Raw genomic sequence first — 22406 nt, forward strand, 5'->3', positions numbered from 1 at the left:
GGCGGGGAACCCGGGAGGCGCACATGGCGTGGACGTGGCGGTTCGAGAAGTCCGACGGGACGGAGGTCCCGCCGGCGGTGGAGCCGGAGGAGTTCACCACGCAGGGGGACGCCGAGTCCTGGATCGGCGAGGCCTGGAAGGAGCTCCTGGACGGGGGCGCGGAACAGGTCCAGCTGTTCGAGGACAGCACCAAGATCTACGGCCCGATGAGCCTGCGGGCCGACGAGAGCTGACCGGACGCGCGAAGGCGCCCGCGGACCGGTGGGTCCGCGGGCGCCTTCATGTCCGTACGTCCTACATCTCGCCGAGCTTGACCTCCACGGTCATCGTCTCGTCGTCGCGGAGATAGGTCACCTTGACCTTCTGTCCCGGCCTGTCCGACGCGATGGCCTCGGACAGCGAGGTGATCGTGGTGACCCGGGCGCTGCCGACCTTGGTGATGATGTCCCCCGTCCTGATCCCCGCGCCCGCCGCGGCGCCGCCCTTCGTCGCCGTGACGACCGCGACACCGGCCGGCTGGAGGTTGTCGCCGAGGACGGTACGGCCGGTGATGCCCAGGGCCGCCCGGCCCGAGTTGGTGACCTTGCCGTTCTTGATGATCTGGTCGGCGATGGTCTTCACCAGCGACACGGGGATCGCGAAGCCGATGCCGGGCGCCGCGCTGTTGCCCAGCTGCGGGTCGGTCGCGGCCAGCGTCGGGATACCGATCACCTCGCTGTCCAGATTGACCAGCGCGCCCCCGCTGTTGCCCGGATTGATCGCGGCCGAGGTCTGCACCATGTTGGCGATGGTGGCGCCGGTCCCGCCGCCCTCCTGGCCCTCGCTGACGGTCCGTCCGACCGCCGAGACGATGCCCTGGGTGACACTGCCCGACAGGCCCAGCGGAGAGCCCATGGCCAGCACGATCTGACCGACCGCCACCTTGGACGTCTGGCCGAACTCCGCGGCCCGCAGCCCCTTCGGGACCTTGTCGAGCTTGATGACGGCGAGATCCTGCTGCGGGAAGCTGGAGACCAGCCGGGCCGCCACCGGCTGGTCGCCGGTGGCCACGGTGACCGAGAAGGTCTTCTGCTTGCCGACCACATGGGCGTTGGTGACGATATGGCCCTGCGGGTCGTAGACGATGCCCGAGCCCAGACTGCTCCCGGCGTCGATCTGGACGACCGACGGCAGCACATTCTTGATCACGGTCTCGTAGTCGGTCTGCAGATCGTTGGTGGAGCGCTGCGCGGCGGCCTGGGTGGTGCCGGCCGACATGGTGCCGGACCCCGGCGCGGCGCCGCCGGAACAGCCGCCGGCCAGGGCGACCGCGCAGACGCCGGCGGTCAGGGACGGCAGCAGTCGGCGCGCGGGGCCGCGGCGGAGAGAATCCATGACCGGAGTATCCCTTTTGTCCCACTGGGGGTGCCTGCGGTGCGCCGCCGATCAGGGGGTCAGCGGGCGGCCGCCAGGAACTGGGTGGCCGCGAGCTCCCCGTACAGCGGATCGTTCGCCACCAGCTCGTCGTGCGTGCCCACCGCCCGCACCTGGCCCGCGTCCATCACCACGATCCGGTCCGCGAGCGTCACCGTCGACAGCCGGTGGGCCACCACCAGCACGGTCACCTCCCGCGCCGCCTCCGCGACCGCATCGCGCAGCGCCATCTCGTTGACCGCGTCCAGCTGGGACGTCGCCTCGTCCAGCAGCAGCAGCCTGGGTTTGCGCAGCAGCGCCCGCGCGATGGCCACCCGCTGCCGCTCCCCGCCCGACAGCTTGGAGCCGCGGTGCCCGACCAGCGTCTCCAGACCGTCCGGCAGCCGCTCCACGAGGCCGTCCAGCCGCGCGCGTACGAGGACCTCCCTGATCGCCTCCTCCGAAGCGCCGGGAGCGGCGAAGACCAGATTCTCGCGCAGCGTCCCCGCCAGCACCGGCGCGTCCTGCTCGACATAGCCGATGGCGGCGCGCAGGTCGGCGAGCGGCCAGTCGTGTACGTCCTTGCCGTCGACCAGGACCCGGCCGCCGGTCGCCTCGTAGAACCGCTCCACCAGCCCGAAGACGGTCGTCTTGCCCGCGCCCGACGGACCGACGAAGGCCGTCATCCCGGGGCCGGGCACCTCGAAGGAGACGCCGTGATGGACATACGGAAGATCGTCGCGGTAGCGGAAGGTGACGTCCTCGAACACCACCGAGGCGGGACCGCTGCCCGCGGTCCCCGGCGTCACCGCCTCCAGCGTCTCGGTCTCCAGCCACTCCGCCTCCGCGATCCGGGCGATGGCCGCCGTCCCCACCTGGTACTGCGACGCCGCCTCCACCAGCCGCGACACCGGATCGATCAGATAGAAGAGGAACAGCAGGAAGGCAACGAGCGTCGAGACGGAGATGGCCCCCGAGGCCACCCGCGCCCCGCCGATCCCCAGCACCGCCAGGAACGACACCTGTACGGCGAGTCCGACCGAGGACCAGGCCACCGACTGCCACTTCGCGGACTGGACGCCGTGCCGCCACGCCTCCTGGGCCGCCGCCTCGACCACGGCGGTCTCCCGCTCCTCCGCCCCGGAGGCCTTGACCGTACGGAACGCGCCGAAGGCCCGCTCCAGCACGGTGGATATCCGGCCGACCGCCTCCTGGGAGCGCTTCGTCGCCTGTGCGATCTTGGGCATCACCAGGGCGACGGCGCCGCCGATCAGCACGATCACCCCGAGGGTGACACCGAGCAGCACCGCGTCCATCAGGCCCATCAGCACGATCGTCGCCAGGAACGCGAGACCGCCGGTCGCCGCCGAGACGATCGACTGGGTCGTCACCGCGCGCAGCAGGGTGGTGTCCGAGGTGACCCGGGACATCAGATCGCCCGGCTGGGTCCGCTCCACCTCCGGCAGCCGCAGCCGCAGCAGCCGCCCGATCAGCGTGCGGCGGGCGGCCAGCACGACGGATTCGGCCGTCCGCTCCAGGAGATACGCGCCGACCGACTCGATCGCCGTGCCGAGCACCACCAGACCGGTGAGCAGCAGCAGGATCCCGGTGATCGAACCGTCCTCGCCGAGCCGGTCGACGAGCGCCTTGGCGGCGAGCGGCTGGGCCAGTCCGCTCGCCGCTCCGATCAGCGCGAGGAAGGCGCCGAGGGCGACGATCCTGCGATGCGGCCGGAAATGCCGGTAGAGGGCCCGCCAGGTCTCGCGGGCGGACAGTTTGGGCGTCTCAGGGGTGCCGTCGGGTCTGCCGCCGGTTTCTATGCTGCTCACTCCCGTGAGGACGCGCCGTGCGGCCCGGTGCCTGACGGGGATCGAGCGGTCTTGAGCGGTCCTCGAGCGGGCCGCTCAGCCGCGGACCCCGCACAGATGCAGCAGCGCCGCGACCCTGCGGTACGGATCGGTGCGCCCGGCCCGGTCCTCCGCGGCCAGCAGCCGTTCCAGGTCCTCCCCGGACGGTGGCCGCGTGTCGTCGGCGGCGCCGTCCGTGAAGAGCCGTACGCCGTACCAGGCGTGCAGCGGCGCGGCGATCCCGGCCAGGGTGGCGGTGAGCGCGTCCAGCCGGTCCGCGCGCACCCGCAGACCCAGCCGGTTGGTGTAGGTGTCCGTCTCGAAGGCGTCCATCGCCCCCGCCCAGTCCCCGGTCAGTCCTGGCCGCAGGGCCAGCGTGTCCGCGTTCCGTACGAGCAGGGACAGCAGGCCGCCGGGCGCCAGCATCCTGGCCAGGCCCGCGAGCATCGCGTCCGGCTCTCTGACGTACATCAGCACACCATGGCAGAGGACCACGTCGAAGCTGCCGGGCAGGAAGTGCACCCCGGTCTCCAGGCCGTCGCCCTCGATCAGCCGGACCCGCTCGCGTATCCCGGCCGGCTCGGTGGCGAGCGCCTCACGGGCCGTCGACAGCATCGCGGCGTCGGACTCCAGACCGGTCACCGTGTGCCCGGCGCGCGCCAGCCGCAGGGCCTGGGTGCCCTGCCCCATACCCACGTCGAGGACGCGCAGCCGCTTCCCGACCGGGAACCGGCCGGTTATCTGCTCGTCGAGCTGGCGCGCGACCAGTTCCTGCCGGACCACGTTGCGCAGCCCGCCGAGCCCTGCCAGCCAGTTGGCCGAGGCTGCCGCGAAGCCGGATACCTCAGTGCTCAGGGCCGCTCTCCGCGCTTGACCTGCGGCTTGGGCAGACGAAGGCGGCGCATCTGGAGCGTACGCATGAGGCCGTAGGCCACGGCGCCCCGCTTGGGGGTGTCGGGGAAGCGCTCGGCGAGCTGCTTCTTCAGCCGGAACCAGAGACCGATCGAGTCGATGACGATCAGCACGATGACACCGAGCCACAGCAGCAGCGCGATGTTCTGGAGCGGGCCGACCCTGACCATGCTCAGAATCAGGATCACCACCGCGAGCGGCAGGAAGAACTCCGCCATGCAGAAGCGCGAGTCGACGTAATCGCGGACGAACCGGCGCACCGGGCCCTTGTCACGGACGGGCAGATAACGCTCGTCACCACTCGCCAGCGCCTCGCGCTGCTTGGCCAGGTCCACGCGACGGGCCTCGCGCTGGCGCTTCATGGCCGTCTTGCGGTCGGTCGGCGTCGTGGAGGCGCGGCGTCGCTGCGACTGCGCCTCACTGCGCTTGGGGGTCGGGCGGCCCTTGGGGGCCTGCGGGTTGCGGGTCTGCGTGGAGAGGTCCTCCGTCACCTGGGTGGCGGGGGCCTTCTCTTCGTTGGAGCGGCTACGGAACACAATTGCCAAGGGTACGGGGTGTCGTGGTTCGACCCCACCCCCGCGGGGAACGATCCCGCAACGGCCTGCGTCTCCACCGGGGACAGTGGAGACTTTGTCCCGGCTTTCCCTGATGGTCATCTACTCCCTGCGCGGGAGTGGGAGCCGGGCGCAGTCGTCCTTGGGGAGGAGCGCATCCGCGCTCGAACAGTGCGGTAATAGAGGCAGGGCCCGTACTGTGGGTTCTGTTGCGTTGCTGGAGCTGGATCCGTCAGAAGGGGGCGCGCGAAGCCCATGAGCGGTGTGATGAAGCGTATGGGGATGATCTTCCGCGCGAAGGCGAACAAGGCCCTTGACCGGGCCGAGGATCCGCGCGAGACCCTCGATTACTCGTACCAGAAGCAGCTCGAACTGCTACAGAAGGTACGCCGCGGTGTCGCCGACGTGGCGACGTCGCGCAAGCGGCTGGAGTTGCAGCTGAACCAGCTGCAGGGCCAGTCGACCAAGCTGGAGGACCAGGGCCGCAAGGCGCTGGCGCTCGGCCGGGAGGACCTGGCGCGCGAAGCCCTGTCCCGCCGCGCCGCGCTTCAGCAGCAGGTCACCGACCTGGAGACACAGCACACCACGCTGCAGGGCGAGGAGGAGAAGCTCACGCTCGCCGCGCAGCGCCTCCAGGCCAAGGTGGACGCCTTCCGTACCAAGAAGGAGACCATCAAGGCCACCTACACCGCCGCACAGGCGCAGACCCGGATCGGGGAGGCCTTCTCGGGCATCTCCGAGGAGATGGGCGATGTGGGCATGGCGATCCAGCGGGCGGAGGACAAGACCGCGCAGCTCCAGGCCAGGGCCGGCGCGATCGACGAGCTGCTCGCCTCCGGCGCCCTGGACGACCAGTCCGGGATGGCCAAGGACGACATCGCGGCCGAGCTGGACCGGATCTCCGGCGGTACGGACGTCGAGCTGGAGCTCCAGCGCATGAAGGCGGAGCTCGCGGGCGGTTCGCCGCAGCAGGCGATCGAGGGCGGCGCCGCCGACCAGCAGGACGCTCCGCCGAGCCGGCACAAATTCGACAAGCAGTAGGGGCGCGTCATGATCGTACGGATCATGGGGGAGGGCCAGGTGAAGCTGGCGGACAGCCACTTCGCCGAACTGAACACGCTCGACGACGAGCTGCTGGCCGAGGTCAGGAACGATGACGGGGACGGCTTCCGCCGTACCTTCCACGCCCTCCTGGCCAAGGTGCGCGAGCTCGGCGAGCCGCTCCCCGACGACTCCCTGGAGCCGTCGGAACTGATCCTGCCCGCTCCGGGCGCCACCCTCGAAGAGGTCCGCGCGTTGCTGAACGACGAGGGTCTGATCCCCTCGGCGTGACGCGTCCGCGCACTCCAGCCGCACGCACACGTGCCCCGCACCGACCGGTGCGGGGCACCTGCGCGTGCGCGCAGGCCCGTGCCCACGGCCGGCGCGGGACTTCTCACACCCGGCCAGGGCGCCGCACGCCGTACCGTTGCTCGACGTGACCTCCCTCGGAACCGCGTTCGCCCGTGCCCGGTGCTGGGCGCGCGCGCATCCGCTCGCACCCGACGGCACCCTCGCCGCCGCCGTCCTCGGCTGCATGGTCGTCGGATCGTTCGCCGATTCGCACGGCGGCCCCGGCGGCCCCACCTTCGGCAGCCGCGCCCCCGGGGGCCTCAGCGTCCTGTTCATGGTGCTCGCCGCGGCCGCGCTCGTCTTCCGGCGCCGCAGGCCCGTGCCCGTACTCGTCTGCGTGGGCGCGGTGACCGTCCTCGAACTCATCACGGGTGATCCGCCCGCCCCGGTGGTCTTCAGCCTCGTCCTCGCGCTCTTCACCGTCGCCGCCCGCACCGACCGCCCCACCACCTGGCGGGTCGGTGTCGCCACCATGACCGTGTCCACCGCGGTCGCGATGGTCTTCAGCTCCGGGCGCTGGTACGCGCAGGAGAACCTGGCGATCTTCGCCTGGACCGGCATGGCGAGCGCCGCCGGCGACGCCGTACGCAGCCGCCGCGCCTTCATCGACGCCATACGGGAACGCGCGGAGCGCGCGGAGCGCACCCGCGAGGAAGAGGCCCGCCGCCGCGTCGCCGAGGAGCGCCTGCGCATCGCCCGCGACCTGCACGACGTCGTCGCCCACCACATCGCCCTGGTCAACGTGCAGGCCGGCGTCGCCTCCCATGTCATGGACAAGCGCCCCGACCAGGCCAAGGAAGCCCTCGCGCACGTACGGGAAGCCAGCCGCTCCGCGCTCAACGAACTGCGGGCCACCGTCGGTCTGCTCCGCCAGTCCGGCGACCCGGAGGCCCCCACCGAGCCGGCCCCCGGCCTCGCGCATCTCGACGGGCTCCTCGACACCTTCCGTAACGCGGGACTGCCCGTGGAGTTCGCGGCCGCCCAGGGCACGGACCACGGCCCCGCCCCGCTGCCCGCCGCCGTGGACCTCGCCGCGTACCGGATCATCCAGGAGGCCCTGACCAACGTGCAGAAGCACGCGGGCTCCGCCGCCAAGGCCGAGGTCAGCGTCGTACGGGTCGGCTCCACCGTCGAGATCACCGTGCTGGACAACGGCGCGGGCACGGAACCGGCCGAGCCGGCCGACGGCGGCGGCCACGGCCTCATCGGGATGCGCGAGCGTGTCACCGCCCTGGGCGGCACCCTCACCGCGGGCCCCCGCTACGGCGGCGGCTTCCGCGCCCAGGCGATACTGCCGGTCATGGCCCGTACGGGGGAGAACGCATGACGATCAGAGTGCTGCTCGCCGACGACCAGGCGCTGCTGCGCAGCGCGTTCCGGGTGCTGGTGGACTCCGAGCCGGACATGGAGGTCGTCGGGGAGGCCGCCGACGGCGCCCAGGCCGTGGCCCTCGCCCGCTCCACCAGGGCCGATGTCGTCCTGATGGACATCCGGATGCCAGGGACCGACGGTCTCGCCGCCACCCGCCTGATCAGCGCGGACCCGGATCTCGCCGGGGTGCATGTCGTGATGCTGACGACCTTCGAGGTCGACGAGTACGTGGTGCAGTCGCTGCGCGCCGGGGCCTCCGGCTTCCTCGGCAAGGGCGCGGAGCCGGACGAGCTGCTCAACGCCATCCGGATCGCCGCCGCGGGCGAGGCGCTGCTGTCGCCCGCCGCGACAAAGGGCCTGATCGCCACCTTCCTCGCCCAGGGCGGCAACGAGGCCGACAGCGAGGACGCGGCGGCCTACTCCGAGCGGCTGAGGGCCCTCACCGTCCGCGAGCGCGAGGTGCTGGTCCTGGTCGCGGGCGGCCACTCCAACGACGAGATCGCCGAGCGCCTGGCGGTCAGCCCACTGACCGTGAAGACGCATGTGAACCGCGCGATGGCGAAACTCGGCGCCCGCGACCGGGCCCAATTGGTGGTAATCGCGTACGAATCGGGCCTGGTACGCCCAAGGGTGGAGTGAGCGGCCTCTTTCGTGTACTCCAGGCGCGGTATGCGGCGGGCCGGGAACTGGACCTGCGGTCTACGCACAGGCCCCCGCGCATGGCCGATCGTGTAGAGGGGCCGTTGTGCCCATCCGCTGGAGACGGCCGATCCCGCCTCTCCACGGCCGAGCCGCCGCGTCCACCTGCCGCGCACACCACAGAAGAGAGACCCCATGTCCTGGCTGGCTAAATTCAGCCTCGCGCAACGGGCCCTGATAGGGCTGATGTCGATCATCGCGATCGTCTTCGGAGCGATAGCGATACCGCAGCTCAAGCAGCAGCTGCTGCCTTCCATCGAACTCCCGATGGTGTCGGTGCTCGCCCCCTACCAGGGCGCCTCCCCCGATGTGGTCGAGAAGCAGGTCGTCGAACCGCTCGAAAACTCGATCAAGACCGTCGACGGCATCAGCGGCGTCACCTCCACGGCGAGCGAGGGCAACGCCGTGATCATGGCCAGCTTCGACTTCGGGGACGGCCAGACCAAGCAGCTCGTCGCCGATGTCCAGCAGGCCGTGAACCGCGCCCGGTCCCAGCTGCCCGCTGATGTCGACCCGCAGGTCGTGGCCGGCTCGACGGACGACATCCCGACCGTCGTCCTCGCCGTCACCTCCGACAAGGACCAGCAGGCGCTCTCCGACCAGCTGGACCGCACCGTCGTGCCGTCCCTCCAGGACATCGACGGCGTCGGTCAGGTCAGGGTCGACGGCGTACGGGATCTCCAGATCTCCGTCACCCCCGACGACAAGAAGCTCGCCGCGGCGGGCCTGAACACCATGGCGCTCTCCGAGGCCCTCAAGGCGGGCGGCGCGACCGTCCCCGCGGGCTCCTTCACCGAGGACGGCAAGAGCCGTACGGTGCAGGTCGGCGGCGGCTTCACCTCGATCGACCAGATCAAGGACCTGCGGGTCACACCCCAGGCGGGCGGCCCCGGAGGCGCCGCGGGGACGCCCAAGCCGGTACGCCTCGGTGAGATCGCCGACGTCGAGCAGAAGCCGTCCACGGCGACGTCCCTGACCCGTACGGACGGCAAGCCCAGCCTCGCGATCAGCGTCACCATGGACAAGGACGGCAGCGCCGTCGCCATCTCGGACGCGGTCAACGACAAGCTGTCCGGCCTGCGCAAGGACCTCGGCTCCGGCGCGGCCCTCACCGTCGTCAGCGACCAGGGCCCCGAGGTCTCCAAGTCGATCTCCGGTCTGACCACCGAGGGCGCGCTCGGCCTGCTCTTCGCGGTGCTCGTGATCCTGGTCTTCCTGGCCTCGATCCGCTCCACCGTGGTCACCGCGGTCTCCATCCCGCTCTCCATCGTCCTCGCGCTGATCGTGCTCTGGACGCGTGACCTCTCGCTCAACATGCTCACCCTCGGCGCGCTGACCATCGCGATCGGCCGGGTCGTCGACGACTCGATCGTCGTCCTGGAGAACATCAAGCGCCATCTGGGCTACGGCGAGGACCGCGAGACCGCGATCCTCACCGCGGTCAAGGAGGTCGCGGGCGCGGTCACGGCCTCCACCCTCACCACGGTCGCGGTGTTCCTGCCGATCGGCCTCGTGGGCGGCATGGTCGGTCAGCTCTTCGGCTCGTTCTCGCTCACCGTGACGGCGGCCCTGCTCGCCTCCCTCCTGGTCTCGCTGACCGTCGTCCCCGTCCTCTCGTACTGGTTCCTCAAGCCGCCGAAGTCCGTGGCCGGGATCGACCCCGAGGAAGCACGCCGCCAGGCGGAGGAGAAGGAGGCCCGCAGCCGGCTCCAGCGGCTGTACGTTCCGGTGCTGCGCTTCGCGACCCGGCGCAGGATGACCAGCGTGGCCATCGCGATCGTCGTCCTGCTGGGCACGTTCGGCATGGCCCCGCTGCTCAAGACCAACTTCTTCGACCAGGGCGAGCAGGAAGTCCTGTCCATCAGCCAGGAGCTGCCCCCGGGCACCAGCCTGGAGTCGGCGGACGCCGCGGCGAAGAAGGTCGAAAAGGTCCTCACCGGCCTGGACGAGGTCAAGGGCTACCAGGTCACCGTCGGCTCCTCCGGCTTCATGGCGGCCTTCGGCGGTGGTACGGGTGCCAACCAGGCGTCGTACCAGGTGACCCTGAAGGACGCGGCGACGTACGAGAAGACCCAGGACCGCATCGAGAAGGAGCTCGCCGCTCTCGACGGCATCGGGGAGACGACGATCAGCGGCGGTGGCGGCTTCGGCGGCCAGGACCTGAGCGTCGTGGTGAAGGCCTCCGAGGCGGACACCCTCAACAAGGCCGCGGAGCAGGTCCAGGACGCGGTCGCCGGTCTCGACGACGTCGCCGACGTCCAGAGCGACCTGGCGCAGAGCATCCCGCGTATCTCGGTCAAGGCCAACTCCAAGGCCGCCGAGGCCGGCTTCAACGACGCCACGCTCGGCATGGCAGTCGCCCAGGCCGTACGCGGCACCCCGGCCGGTACGGCGATCCTCGACGACACCGAGCGCGATGTCGTCATCACCTCGGCCAAGCCGGCCACCACGATCGCCGAGCTGAAGAACCTGTCGCTCGGGCCGGTGAAGCTGGGCCGGATCGCGGACGTGAAGCTCGTTCCCGGACCGGTTTCGATGACCCGGATCGACGGCGCGCGGGCGGCGACCATCACCGCCAGGCCCATCGGTGACAACACCGGCGCGGTCAGCACGGCGCTCCAGTCGAAGATCGACGCCCTGGATCTCCCCGAGGGCGCGACCGCGTCCATCGGCGGTGTCTCCGCGGACCAGGACGACGCCTTCATGCAGCTGGGGCTGGCCATGCTGGCGGCCATCGCGATCGTGTTCATGCTGCTGGTGGCGACCTTCCGGTCCCTGGTCCAGCCGCTGATCCTGCTCGTCTCCATCCCGTTCGCGGCGACGGGCGCGATCGGTCTGCTGATCCTGACCGGTACGCCGCTGGGCATCCCGGCGATGATCGGCATGCTGATGCTGATCGGCATCGTGGTGACCAACGCGATCGTGCTGATCGACCTGATCAACCAGTACCGGGCACAGGGCCTGAGCGTGGTCGACGCGGTCATCGAGGGCGGCCGCCACCGGCTCCGCCCGATCCTGATGACGGCGCTGGCCACGATCTTCGCGCTGCTGCCGATGGCGATGGGGGTCACCGGCGAGGGCGGCTTCATCGGGCAGCCGCTCGCGGTGGTGGTGATCGGCGGTCTGCTGTCGTCGACGCTGTTGACGCTGCTGCTGGTGCCCGCGCTGTACGCGATGGTGGAGCTCCGTAAGGAGCGCCGCGCGAAGAAGAAGGCGACGAAGCGGTCGGCGAAGCAGGAGCCGACGGAGCCCACTCCGTCGCCTCGCGAGCCGGCCAACGCCTGACATCTCCCGGGCGCTCACCCCGGATGGGGGGCGGGCCGGGCAGGGGGAAAACCCTCTGCCCGGCCCGCCGCGCGTGCGGCCAGCACCGCCAGCCCGCTGCACACCGTCATCCCCGCGAACACCGGCACCGCCGTGTCCGCCCCGCCGAGGCCCACCAGCGGCGCCACCACCGCCCCCAGCGCGCTCTGCGCCGTACCGAGCAGGGCGGAGGCCGTGCCCGCCGCGGCCGGGACGCGCGCGAGGGCCAGGACGCCGCGTTCGCGATCACCAGGCCGAGCCCGGCGCACACCACCGCCACCAGGGGCAGGCACACCGCCGCCGTCAGCGCCCCCGCCACCGTCGCGGCGAGCAGCGCCGCCGTGCCGGCGAGCATGGCGTACAGGCCCGTCCTGAGCAGCCGTTCCGGGGCGATCCGCCCCACCAGCCGAGCCCCCGTCGCGCTGGACAGCGCCGCGACCACCCCGCCGCCGGAGAACGCCACGGAGGAGACGCCGACGCTCAGCCCCAGCACGTTCTGCAGCAGGAACGGCGACCCCGCCAGGTAGCAGAACAGCGCGCCGAAGGCGAAGGTGAAGGCGAGCGTGTAGCCCGCGTACGCGCCGTCGCCCGCGACCTCCCGCATCGTCAGGAGCAGTTCCCCGCCGCCCCCCGTGCGCCGCCGCGCTGTCGGCAGGCTCTCCGGTACGGCGAGGGCCACGGCCGCCACGACCAGCAGCGAGACCCCGGACAGCACCCAGAAGACACCCCGCCACCCGGCCACCCCGATCACGGCGCCGCCCGCGAGCGGGGCGAGGACCGGCGCGGTGCCTGCCAGGGTCATCAGCACCCCCAACAGCCGCGCCGCCGCGGCCCCTTCGGCGATGTCCGAGACCACGGCCCGGCCGATCACGACGCCCGCCGCCCCGCTGAATCCGGCCACGAAGCGCAGGGCGGTCAGCGAGCCGAGGCCGGGGGCGACGGCGCACAGCGCGGTGGCCGCGGCACACACCGCCGCGCCCGCGAGCAGCGGCCCCCGCCGTCCGTACCGGTCCGACAGCGGGCCGAAGACGAGATGACCGAGTGTCATACCGACCAGGAACGTGGTGAGCGTGAGCTGCACGCCGGACGCGTCCGTACGCAGCTCCGCGGCCATTCGCGGAAAGGCCGGCAGATACATGTCGGTCGACAGCGGACCGACGAAACAGAGCAGTACGAGCGCGGCGGTGAGCCGGGGGCGGGGCATGGCGAGGCGACCTCTGGTGTCCGGTACGGGAGAGGGACGGGAAACGACCGGGAACACAGGGGATCGCGTGGAGCGTGAGGCCGCTCCGGGAACCGGCTTCCGAGGCGGAGCGCGGCAGCGGCCGTGCTCAAGAACGCCTGGGCGGTGACTTTCGTGAGGAAACGGTAGACGACGTCAGGGACGCCCCGCAATCACGCGGGGCGCCCCTGACGTCGTCTACGCGCCCTACTAGGGAAGCGCCAGCATCCGTTCCAGCGCCAGCTGGGCGAAGTCCGCCGTCTCCTTGTCGACCTGGATGCGGTTGACCTCGTTGCCCTCGGCCAGCGACTCCAGCGTCCACACCAGATGCGGCAGGTCGATGCGGTTCATGGTGGAGCAGAAGCAGACCGTCTTGTCGAGGAAGACGATCTCCTTGTCGGCGAAACGGTTCGCCAGCCGCTGTACGAGATTCAGCTCGGTGCCGATCGCCCACTTCGAACCGGCCGGGGCCTCTTCCAGCGCCCTGATGATGTATTCCGTCGAGCCGACGTAGTCCGCCGCGGCCACGACCTCGTGCTTGCACTCCGGGTGCACCAGCACGTTCACGCCCGGGATCCGCTCCCGCACGTCCTGTACGGAGTCCAGCGAGAAGCGCCCGTGCACGGAGCAGTGGCCGCGCCACAGGATCATCTTCGCGTCCCGCAGCTCCTGCGCGGTCAGACCGCCGTTCGGCTTGTGCGGGTTGTAGAGGACGCAGTCGTCGAGCGACATCCCCAGGTCCCGTACCGCGGTATTGCGGCCCAGGTGCTGGTCGGGCAGGAAGAGCACCTTCTCGCCCTGCTCGAAGGCCCAGTTCAGCGCCCGCTCGGCGTTCGAGGACGTGCAGATCGTGCCGCCGTGCTTGCCGGTGAACGCCTTGATGTCGGCGGAGGAGTTCATGTACGAGACGGGCACGACCTGCTCGGCTATGCCGGCCTCGGACAGTACGTCCCAGCACTCCGCGACCTGCTCGGCCGTGGCCATGTCGGCCATGGAGCAGCCGGCCGCCAGGTCAGGCAGGACGACCTTCTGGTCGTCGGCGGTCAGAATGTCCGCCGACTCGGCCATGAAGTGGACGCCGCAGAAGACGATGTACTCCGCCTCGGGCCGCGCCGCCGCGTCCTTGGCCAGCTTGAAGGAGTCCCCGGTGACATCCGCGAACTGGATGACCTCGTCGCGCTGGTAGTGGTGGCCGAGGACGAACACCTTGTCCCCGAGCTTCTCCTTGGCCGCGCGGGCACGCTCCACCAGGTCCGGATCGGACGGGGAGGGCAGATCGCCTGGACACTCCACGCCGCGCTCACTGCGCGGGTCGGCCTCGCGGCCGAGCAGCAGCAGGGCCAGGGGCGTCGGCTGGACAGCGAGATCCTGACGGGGTTGGGCGGTGGTCACGTCACGCACCCTTTCTTCTCTGCAGACGAGCCTTTTCGTCTAATTGACGTTATCTATCATAACCCCTTCACGTCACGTTGACGATGGCGATAGCGTCGATGTGACGCATTCCCGGGCGGCTGTCCGGTGCCCTTCCGCGACCCGGTGTGCGAGCATGAAGGAGGGAAAGACACGCGCCAGGCCCCGGAATGAATCCGCGGCCACACAGGTTGCACTGTCGGCAAGCAGTCCGTACAACCCGGGAGAGAAGCAGATGTCCGTATCGGACGAGACCACCACCGTGAGCGACGGCATCCTCCTGTCCGACGCCGCCGCGGGCAAGGTCAAGGCCCTGCTGGACCAGGAAGGCCGGGAAGACCTCGCGCTGCGCGTGGCTGTTCAGCCCGGCGGCTGCTCCGGCCTGCGTTACCAGCTGTTCTTCGACGAGCGTTCGCTCGACGGCGATGTCGTCAAGGACTTCGGCGGCGTCAAGGTCGTCACCGACCGCATGAGCGCCCCGTATCTGGGCGGTGCCTCCATCGACTTCGTCGACACCATCGAGAAGCAGGGCTTCACGATCGACAACCCGAACGCGTCGGGCTCCTGCGCCTGCGGCGACTCCTTCAGCTAGGACAGAGCCCAGATCAGAGCTCAGCCGGAAGGCGGCGGCCCCCGAGGGGGACCGCCGCCTTCCGTGTCTTCGCGAGGTGCTCTGACCGACGGGGTTGTTCCGGACGGGATCGTTCTAGCTGACGGGCACCCGCTCGCCCGACACCCCGTCCACCACCTGGCGGCCGCCCAGCGGCTTGTCCAGCGTCACCGTCACGGTCTGTTCCTTGGCCATGGCCACGCACATCGTGCCCGGCTCGGGCTTGGACTCCTTCACCTTCACCTTCACGGCCGTACCGCCCTCGTCCGCCTGCGCCGCGTAGTCGCTGCACACGCCGCCCATGAAGCGCAGCGTCAGGGCCCGTCCGTCCGAGCTGTACGACGTGACACCGGCGGACGTGCCGGGTGCGGCGGACGCGGGACCGCCGGGTGCCTCCTGCCGCGGCGGTGCGGGCTGCTTCAGGAATTCCGGGGTCACCGCCGGCTGCGTGACCGTGTACGGCATGGCGCCGCCGCCGGGCGCCACCTCGAACAGCCAGGACGGTACGAGCGTCCCCCGCCCGTCCACGGGGAGCAGCGCGAGCCCGAAGACGGCCTTCTCGATCTCGATCGGCTTCGCCGCGGCCTCGCTCTCCGGCCCGCACGGAGCCGCGGGCTTCTCGCCGTCCAGCGGCATCGCCGTCGCGCAGCCGCCGATCCGGGGCGGGCCGCCGTTGCCCTGCTTGTTCAGCTCCTTCAGCGCCTCGTCCGCGCTGATGACCGGATACGCGTGGCCCTGCTCAGGAGCCTTCAGCTGTCCGATGCCCCCGGCCACCTGGCCGTCCGCGCCCACCTGGATCCCGGTCGACCAGCCGTACGTGGGCAGCCCGCCGACCACCGGGTCCGCGTTGACCACCCGGACCGCGCCCAGCAGTTGGCCGGCGTCGAGCTCCGCGTCACCCTGGCCCAGGGCCTTCAGTACGGGAGCGGCCGCCTTCTTCGCCGCGGCCTCGCTCACGGCCGGGCCCTCGCCGCCGGGCGCGAAGCCGGTGCTCCCGGCGTCGCTCCCGGCCCCGTTGGCGCCGCCGCCGGGACAGGGCTTGCCCTTGAGGCAGTTGTCGCCGCCCGGCGAAGGACCGAAGCGCGCGAAGGTCCAGGTGCCCGGCGCCTGCCGGGTGACCCGGAGCAGCGGTCCTGAGCCGTCCTTCTCCGTACCGACCTTCCAGGTCGTGCCGTCCGACCGCGGGGTGCCCGCCACCCCGAGCGCCTGTGCCAGCCGGGCCACCTCGGCCGAGGCGACCTCATCGTTCGTACCGTAGACACGGGCCGTGTCAGGACCGTCCGGCAGCGCGCTCGTGGCGCGGTACGTGACCCCGTGCGGATCCGGCTCGCCGGGCGCGATGCCGGGCGGCGCCGAGGGGCCGGATCCCCCCGGGGGACCGTCGAGTGCGAGCAGCGGCGGATTCCCGTCGCCTCCCGGCGTACCGCTCCCGCCGTCCGCGCCGCTGCCACCGGAGGCGCTCGTGGCGACGTACGCGCCACCGCCCCCGGCGATCAGTACCGCCGCCGCCACCGTGGCGATGGCGAGCGGGGAGCGCCGTCGGCGTGGGCGATCACCGCTTTCGGAGCCGGCTGTGCTCTCGTGAGGCCGCTTCATGCTGGTCACCGCTTCGCTCCTTCGACTGCGTGTCGTCCCATGCCGTCCCTGCCCTGTTCCGTGTCCCTGGACGGGGACACCGGTGGGACGGAGAAGGGGAGCCCGCGGTTCCCCCCGGGGCGCGTGAGCCGGCCCCGCGTCCGAGCGGGCGGTGTGGTTCAAGATCCACTCGTGGATAGTTGGAGCTGAGGAGGAACCGCGCCGTCGACCCGGTAGCGTGAACTGTCAACCGTCCTCCTCATCAGGAGCGTTCCCGCCGTGCGAATCGCAGTCACCGGCTCCATCGCCACCGACCATCTGATGACCTTTCCCGGCCGCTTCGCCGACCAGCTGGTCGCCGAGCAGCTTCACACGGTCTCTCTTTCCTTCCTGGTCGACAACCTCGACGTGCGCAGGGGTGGTGTCGGGGCGAACATCTGCTTCGGCATGGGCCAGCTGGGCACCCGTCCCGTCCTGGTCGGTGCGGCCGGCTCGGACTTCGACGAGTACCGCGCGTGGCTCGACCGCCACGGTGTCGACACCGCCTCGGTCCGGATCTCCGAGGTCCTGCACACGGCCCGGTTCGTCTGCACCACGGACGCCGATCACAACCAGATCGGCTCCTTCTACACGGGCGCGATGAGCGAGGCCCGCCTGATCGAGCTGAAGAAGGTCGCCGACCGCGTCGGCGGTCTCGACCTGGTGCTGATCGGCGCGGACGACCCCGAGGCGATGCTCCGCCACACCGAGGAGTGCCGTACCCGCGCGATCCCCTTCGCCGCCGACTTCTCGCAGCAGATCGCCCGGATGAACGGCGACGAGATCCGCACCCTCCTCGACGGCGCCACCTATCTCTTCTCCAACGAGTACGAGAAGGGGCTCATCGAGTCGAAGACCGGCTGGACCGACGCCGAGATCCTCTCCCGGGTCGGCCACCGCGTGACGACCCTCGGCAAGCAGGGCGTCCGTATCGAGCGCGTCGGCGAGGACCCGATCGAGGTCGGCTGCCCGGAGGAAGACGCCAAGGCCGACCCGACCGGGGTCGGCGACGCCTTCCGCGCCGGATTCCTCTCCGGTCTCTCCTGGGGCGTCAGCCTGGAGCGCGCGGCCCAGGTCGGCTGCATGCTCGCCACCCTCGTCATCGAGACCGTGGGCACCCAGGAGTACACGCTGTCGCGGGCGCACTTCATGGAGCGCTTCACCAAGGCGTACGGCCATGACGCGGCGGCCGAGGTCCAGTCCCACCTGAGCTGACCGGCTGCCCGTAGGCCCTCCTAGGACCCGTAGCTTCTAGGACACCCGGCGGACCACATAGGCGGCACCGTGGTCCGCCGGCTGCTCACCCACATACTCCTGGCCGCGCATCTGGCACCACGCGGGAATGTCCAGCCGGGCCGCCTCGTCGTCCGAGAGGACCGTGACCGTCCCGCCCACCGGCACCTCGCCGATGACCTTGGCCAGCTCGATCACCGGGATCGGACAGCGCCGGCCGAGCGCGTCCACCACGAGCGACGGAGTCCCGCCCGAGCCGGCGGCGGAGACCGGGGCGCCGTACCGCTCGCGTACGCCGGACACCACCGCCGGCAGCACCTCCAGGAACCGGTCCACGTCGGCCTCCGGCGTCCCCCGGGGGAGCGAGACCCGGACATTGCCCTCCGACAGCACACCCATCGCCCGCAGCACATGACTCGGGGTCAGGGTGCTGCTCGTACAGGAGGAACCGGAGGAGACGGAGAAGTCCGCCCGGTCCAGCTCGTGCAGCAGCGCCTCCCCGTCGACATAGAGACAGGAGAAGGTGACGAGATGGGGGAGCCGTCGCTGCGGATCGCCCACCACCTCGACATCGGGGACCAGCTCGGGCACCCGGGTCCTGATCCGGTCGACCAGCGCGCGCAGCCGCAGGGCCTCGTCCGCCGCCTCCGCGCGTACCGCCCGCAGGGAAGCCACCGCGGCCAGGATCGCCGGAATGTTCTGGAAGCCCGGTACCCGCCCCGACTCCCGCTCGTCGGCCGGACCTTGAGGCGCGAACCTGACACCCTTGCGTACGACGAGAAGCCCGGCCCCCGCGGGCCCGCCCCACTTGTGCGCGCTCGCGGTCAGCAGCGACCAGGCGCCCTCCACCGGCCCCCACCCCAGCGACTGCGCCGCGTCCACCAGCAGCGGGACACCCCGGCTCCGGCAGGCCTCGGCCACCTCGGCCACCGGCTGCTCCGTCCCCACCTCGTGATTGGCGGACTGCAGACAGGCCAGCCCGGTGTCCTCGCGCAGCGCCTCGGCGTACGCGTCCGGCGACACCGCCCCGTACCGGTCCACCGGCACCTCGGTCACCGCGCCGCCGGTCGCCGCCTCATGGGCCGACGCCGCGTGGAGCACCGAGGAGTGCTCCACCGCCGACACCACCACCCGGCGGCCGGCCCGCCGCCGCCCCGCCAGGGCGCCGGACATGCCGGAATGCACCGCATGCGTCCCCGAAGGAGTGAAAACCAATTCGTCGGGGCGGCAGCCGACCGCCTCCGCGGCGGCCTCGCGGGCGGCGTCCAGCAGAAGCGCGGCCCGCCGGCCCTCCTGGTAGAGCCGCGCGGGGTCCGCCCAGCCCTCGTCCAGGGATGCCTGGAGGGCCTGGCGGGCGACCGGATGCAGGGGAGCGGAGGAGGCGGCGTCGAAGTAGGGCACCCTGCCACGCTAACCCCGGCCACCCGGAGCGTGCGTGAGAAGTCCCCCGGAACTGGCTGGTCGGAGGCGTGGGAGGCGCCTGCGGAAGGGCGTGCTCCACCCCTTCGGGGAGTCGGGCGGCGCGTTGGGCACCCTCCCCGCGCGACCCCAAATAGCGTCCAGTAGGGTTTGGTCCGCATAAACATCCAAACCCCTGCCCGCGTCAGGGCCGGCGACCGACCGAGACGGCCGCAGCCGGCCGCGCGGGCGAGACTCTCGGGAAGGCGCTACGTGAGTCCCAACGGCTCCGACCGCTCGTCGCGGCGCCCGATGCGGCGGAAGCTGCCGCAGGTGCTGACTGCGGGCCTGATCCTGGCGACCGCCACCGGTTGCACATACAAGGATTTCCCCCGCCTTGGTATGCCTACCCCGGTGACGGAAGAGGCCCCTCGGATCCTCTCCCTCTGGCAGGGCTCGTGGGCGGCAGCGCTCGTCACGGGCGTGCTGGTATGGGGTCTGATCCTGTGGAGCGTCATCTTCCACCGGCGCAGCCGCACCAAGGTGGAGGTACCTCCGCAGACCCGGTACAACATGCCCATCGAGGCGCTGTACACCGTGGTCCCGCTCATCATCGTCTCGGTGCTCTTCTACTTCACCGCACGTGATGAGTCGAAGCTCCTCACCCTCTCCGCCAAGCCGACCCACACCGTGAACGTGGTCGGCTACCAGTGGAGCTGGGGCTTCAACTACATCGAGAACGTGGACGGCGACGCCGCTACGGGCAACAAGCTCTCTCCGGAGCTCAACGCCATCCCCAACCGGTTCACGAAGGAATTCCCGAAGGGTGCCGAAGGCGTCTACGACGCCGGTGTCCCGGGCCAGCGGAACCCGCAGACGGGCAACCCGGGGCCGACCCTGTGGCTGCCCAAGGGAGAGAAGGTCCGGTTCATCCTGACCTCTCGTGACGTCATCCACTCCTTCTGGGTGGTGCCGTTCCTGATGAAGCAGGACGTCATCCCGGGTCACACCAACTCCTTCGAGGTGACCCCGAACCAGGAGGGGACCTTCCTGGGCAAGTGCGCCGAGCTCTGCGGCGTCGACCACTCGCGGATGCTCTTCAACGTCAAGGTGGTCTCCCCGGAGCGCTACCAGCAGCACCTGGAAGAGCTGGCCAAGAAGGGCCAGAACGGCTACATCCCGTCGGGCATCGCGCAGACGGATCCGGCCAGGAATGCGGAGACGAACAAACTGTGAGCATCCTCAACGAACCCCAGGGTGCCGCCGCAGCAGCTGACGACTCGTACGAGAGTGAGCTGCCGGTACGGCGCAAGGAGCCGGGCAATGTCGTCGTGAAGTGGCTGACCACCACGGACCACAAGACGATCGGCACGATGTACCTGGTCACGTCGTTCGCGTTCTTCTGCATCGGCGGTCTGATGGCGCTCTTCATGCGCGCCGAGCTGGCCCGTCCCGGCACGCAGATCATGTCGAACGAGCAGTTCAACCAGGCGTTCACGATGCACGGCACGATCATGCTGCTGATGTTCGCGACGCCGCTGTTCGCCGGATTCGCGAACTGGATCATGCCGCTGCAGATCGGCGCGCCCGATGTGGCGTTCCCGCGGCTGAACATGTTCGCGTACTGGCTGTACCTCTTCGGCTCGATCATCGCGGTGGCCGGCTTCCTCACCCCGCAGGGTGCGGCCGACTTCGGCTGGTTCGCCTACGCCCCGCTGTCGGACGCGGTCCGTTCGCCGGGTGTCGGCGCCGATATGTGGATCATGGGTCTGGCCTTCTCCGGCTTCGGCACGATCCTCGGCTCGGTCAACTTCATCACCACGATCATCTGCATGCGGGCCCCCGGCATGACGATGTTCCGGATGCCGATCTTCACGTGGAACGTGCTGCTGACCGGTGTGCTGGTCCTGCTGGCCTTCCCCGTGCTGGCCGCCGCGCTGTTCGCCCTGGAGGCGGACCGGAAATTCGGTGCGCACATCTTCGACGCCGCCAATGGCGGCTCCTTGCTGTGGCAGCACCTCTTCTGGTTCTTCGGCCATCCAGAGGTGTACATCATCGCCCTGCCCTTCTTCGGGATCGTCTCCGAAGTGATCCCGGTCTTCAGCCGCAAGCCGATGTTCGGTTACATCGGCCTGGTGGCGGCGACCATCTCCATCGCGGGTCTTTCGGTGACGGTGTGGGCGCACCACATGTATGTGACCGGCGGCGTACTACTGCCGTTCTTCTCCTTCATGACCTTCCTGATCGCGGTACCGACCGGGGTGAAGTTCTTCAACTGGGTCGGCACCATGTGGAAGGGCTCACTGTCCTTCGAGACACCGATGCTCTGGACGATCGGCTTCCTGGTCACCTTCCTCTTCGGTGGTCTGACCGGCGTCATCCTGGCCTCGCCGCCGATGGACTTCCACGTCTCCGACTCGTACTTCGTCGTCGCGCACTTCCACTACGTCGTCTTCGGCACCGTGGTGTTCGCGATGTTCGCCGGATTCCATTTCTGGTGGCCGAAGTTCACCGGCAAGATGCTGGACGAGCGGCTCGGCAAGATCACGTTCTGGACGCTGTTCATCGGCTTCCACGGCACGTTCCTGGTCCAGCACTGGCTGGGTGCCGAGGGCATGCCGCGCCGTTACGCGGACTATCTCGCCTCCGACGGATTCACCGCGCTGAACACCATCTCCACGATCAGCTCGTTCGTACTCGGTCTGTCGATCCTGCCGTTCTTCTACAACGTCTGGAAGACCGCCAAGTACGGCAAGAAGGTCGAGGTCGACGACCCGTGGGGCTATGGCCGTTCACTCGAATGGGCGACGTCCTGCCCGCCGCCGCGGCATAACTTCCTCACCCTGCCGCGGATACGTTCCGAATCCCCGGCGTTCGATCTGCACCACCCTGAGATCGCCGCTCTCGACCAGCTCGAGAACGCCGGCCACGGTGCCGGCGCCCTCGCCGGTGGCAAGGAGGCCGGGAAGTGAAGATCCAAGGCAAGCTCTTCCTGTGGCTGAGCGCCTTCGTCCTGATCGTCGCCATCGTGTACGGCGTGTGGTCGAAGGAGCCGGCCGGTACGACGGCGCTCTTCCTGGCCTTCGGCCTGAGCGTCATGATCGGCTTCTATCTGGCCTTCACGGCCCGCCGGGTGGACGCCCTGGCGCAGGACAACAAGGAGGCCGATGTCGCGGACGAGGCCGGCGAGGTGGGGTTCTTCGCCCCGCACAGCTGGCAGCCGTTCTCGCTCGCCATCGGTGGCGCGCTCGGCTTCCTCGGTATCGCGATCGGCTGGTGGCTGCTGTACTTCTCGGCGCCGCTGATCCTGATCGGCCTGTGGGGCTGGGTCTTCGAGTTCTACCGCGGTGAGAACCAGAACCAGTAGGACGCAGAGCGGTTCCGAGGGGCCCGGAGTCTCCCAGCAGGGAGAGTCCGGGCCCCTCTTCCATGCCGGAACCCGCTTCCGC

The 22406-nt window shown here is 70.3% G+C and carries 19 protein-coding genes; 11 read left to right on the forward strand and 8 right to left on the reverse strand.

Translation table 11 applies throughout. The features are described from left to right. The first annotated feature begins 23 nt into the window (after positions 1-23). Positions 24-233 (forward strand): hypothetical protein, encoded by a 210-nt coding sequence (locus ACZ6MZ_RS27135; RefSeq protein ID WP_384181696.1) that lies wholly within the window; start codon positions 24-26, stop codon positions 231-233. A gap of 61 nt (positions 234-294) precedes the next feature. Here the strand turns inward: ACZ6MZ_RS27135 and ACZ6MZ_RS27140 are convergent, their stop codons facing one another. The 4 genes from ACZ6MZ_RS27140 to ACZ6MZ_RS27155 form a co-directional block, all read right to left on the reverse strand. After that, positions 295-1374, reverse strand: coding sequence for a S1C family serine protease (locus tag ACZ6MZ_RS27140; RefSeq protein ID WP_389789078.1), 1080 nt, complete (start codon positions 1372-1374; stop codon positions 295-297). Between the two features lie 59 nt (positions 1375-1433). Continuing rightward, positions 1434-3221 carry an ABC transporter ATP-binding protein gene (locus ACZ6MZ_RS27145; RefSeq protein WP_469354913.1) on the reverse strand — a complete coding sequence of 596 codons (1788 nt, stop codon included), beginning with the start codon at positions 3219-3221 and terminating at the stop codon, positions 1434-1436. Positions 3222-3296: 75 nt separating this feature from the next. Beyond that, the gene (locus ACZ6MZ_RS27150) at positions 3297-4022 is read right to left on the reverse strand and encodes a class I SAM-dependent methyltransferase (RefSeq protein WP_469354915.1); all 726 of its coding nucleotides are present in this window, start codon (positions 4020-4022) and stop codon (positions 3297-3299) included. A 68-nt stretch (positions 4023-4090) separates the two neighbouring features. Further along, a complete protein-coding gene (locus ACZ6MZ_RS27155; protein ID WP_389789083.1) occupies positions 4091-4687 on the reverse strand; it encodes a DUF3043 domain-containing protein in 597 nt (198 codons plus the stop codon). 285 nt (positions 4688-4972) lie between these two features. Between ACZ6MZ_RS27155 and ACZ6MZ_RS27160 the strand changes: the two genes are divergently transcribed. From ACZ6MZ_RS27160 to ACZ6MZ_RS27180, 5 genes are all read left to right on the forward strand, one after another. Beyond that, a complete protein-coding gene (locus ACZ6MZ_RS27160; protein ID WP_384181686.1) occupies positions 4973-5746 on the forward strand; it encodes a PspA/IM30 family protein in 774 nt (257 codons plus the stop codon). 9 nt (positions 5747-5755) lie between these two features. Next, positions 5756-6037 carry a PspA-associated protein PspAA gene (pspAA, locus tag ACZ6MZ_RS27165; protein ID WP_384181684.1) on the forward strand — a complete coding sequence of 94 codons (282 nt, stop codon included), beginning with the start codon at positions 5756-5758 and terminating at the stop codon, positions 6035-6037. 145 nt (positions 6038-6182) lie between these two features. Further along, on the forward strand, positions 6183-7424 hold the full coding sequence (locus ACZ6MZ_RS27170; protein WP_469354917.1) for a sensor histidine kinase: 1242 nt from the start codon (positions 6183-6185) through the stop codon (positions 7422-7424). Beyond that, positions 7421-8107: a response regulator gene (locus ACZ6MZ_RS27175; protein WP_386877864.1), complete on the forward strand. Its 687-nt coding sequence runs from the start codon at positions 7421-7423 to the stop codon at positions 8105-8107. The genes ACZ6MZ_RS27170 and ACZ6MZ_RS27175 overlap by 4 nt, the downstream gene beginning before the upstream one ends. Before the next feature lie 195 nt (positions 8108-8302). Beyond that, positions 8303-11452, forward strand: coding sequence for an efflux RND transporter permease subunit (locus ACZ6MZ_RS27180; protein ID WP_389789088.1), 3150 nt, complete (start codon positions 8303-8305; stop codon positions 11450-11452). Between the two features lie 106 nt (positions 11453-11558). On the opposite strand, the gene ACZ6MZ_RS27185 is transcribed toward ACZ6MZ_RS27180, so the two are convergent. Then, complete coding sequence (locus ACZ6MZ_RS27185) at positions 11559-12674, reverse strand: Bcr/CflA family efflux MFS transporter (RefSeq protein ID WP_469354920.1); 1116 nt, start codon at positions 12672-12674, stop codon at positions 11559-11561. 228 nt (positions 12675-12902) lie between these two features. After that, positions 12903-14084 carry a quinolinate synthase NadA gene (gene nadA / locus ACZ6MZ_RS27190; protein WP_469354922.1) on the reverse strand — a complete coding sequence of 394 codons (1182 nt, stop codon included), beginning with the start codon at positions 14082-14084 and terminating at the stop codon, positions 12903-12905. A 253-nt stretch (positions 14085-14337) separates the two neighbouring features. On the opposite strand from nadA, the gene ACZ6MZ_RS27195 reads away from it, so the two are divergent. Continuing rightward, positions 14338-14694, forward strand: coding sequence for a HesB/IscA family protein (locus tag ACZ6MZ_RS27195; protein WP_384181672.1), 357 nt, complete (start codon positions 14338-14340; stop codon positions 14692-14694). Between the two features lie 114 nt (positions 14695-14808). On the opposite strand, the gene ACZ6MZ_RS27200 is transcribed toward ACZ6MZ_RS27195, so the two are convergent. Next, positions 14809-16308 carry a hypothetical protein gene (locus tag ACZ6MZ_RS27200; protein WP_469354984.1) on the reverse strand — a complete coding sequence of 500 codons (1500 nt, stop codon included), beginning with the start codon at positions 16306-16308 and terminating at the stop codon, positions 14809-14811. A gap of 258 nt (positions 16309-16566) precedes the next feature. Here ACZ6MZ_RS27200 and ACZ6MZ_RS27205 point away from each other — a divergent pair, with 258 nt between their 5' ends. Then, positions 16567-17541: a carbohydrate kinase family protein gene (locus ACZ6MZ_RS27205; protein ID WP_389789094.1), complete on the forward strand. Its 975-nt coding sequence runs from the start codon at positions 16567-16569 to the stop codon at positions 17539-17541. Between the two features lie 36 nt (positions 17542-17577). Here ACZ6MZ_RS27205 and ACZ6MZ_RS27210 read toward each other — a convergent pair whose 3' ends face one another. Further along, positions 17578-18960, reverse strand: coding sequence for an aminotransferase class V-fold PLP-dependent enzyme (locus ACZ6MZ_RS27210; protein ID WP_469354925.1), 1383 nt, complete (start codon positions 18958-18960; stop codon positions 17578-17580). 270 nt (positions 18961-19230) lie between these two features. On the opposite strand from ACZ6MZ_RS27210, the gene ctaC reads away from it, so the two are divergent. From ctaC to ACZ6MZ_RS27225, 3 genes are read left to right on the forward strand one after another with little or no spacing between them, the layout of a single operon-like run. Then, the gene (gene ctaC / locus ACZ6MZ_RS27215; RefSeq protein ID WP_384181666.1) at positions 19231-20193 is read left to right on the forward strand and encodes an aa3-type cytochrome oxidase subunit II; all 963 of its coding nucleotides are present in this window, start codon (positions 19231-19233) and stop codon (positions 20191-20193) included. Beyond that, entirely contained in the window at positions 20190-21929 is a 1740-nt protein-coding gene (ctaD, locus tag ACZ6MZ_RS27220; protein ID WP_384181664.1) for an aa3-type cytochrome oxidase subunit I, read from the forward strand. The genes ctaC and ctaD overlap by 4 nt, the downstream gene beginning before the upstream one ends. Continuing rightward, positions 21926-22324, forward strand: a complete 399-nt coding sequence (locus ACZ6MZ_RS27225) for a cytochrome c oxidase subunit 4 (RefSeq protein ID WP_384181662.1) — start codon at positions 21926-21928, stop codon at positions 22322-22324. Before ctaD ends, ACZ6MZ_RS27225 begins: the two co-directional genes overlap by 4 nt. Positions 22325-22406: the final 82 nt, after the last annotated feature.

This window comes from Streptomyces sp. NPDC042201, from assembly GCF_055582185.1.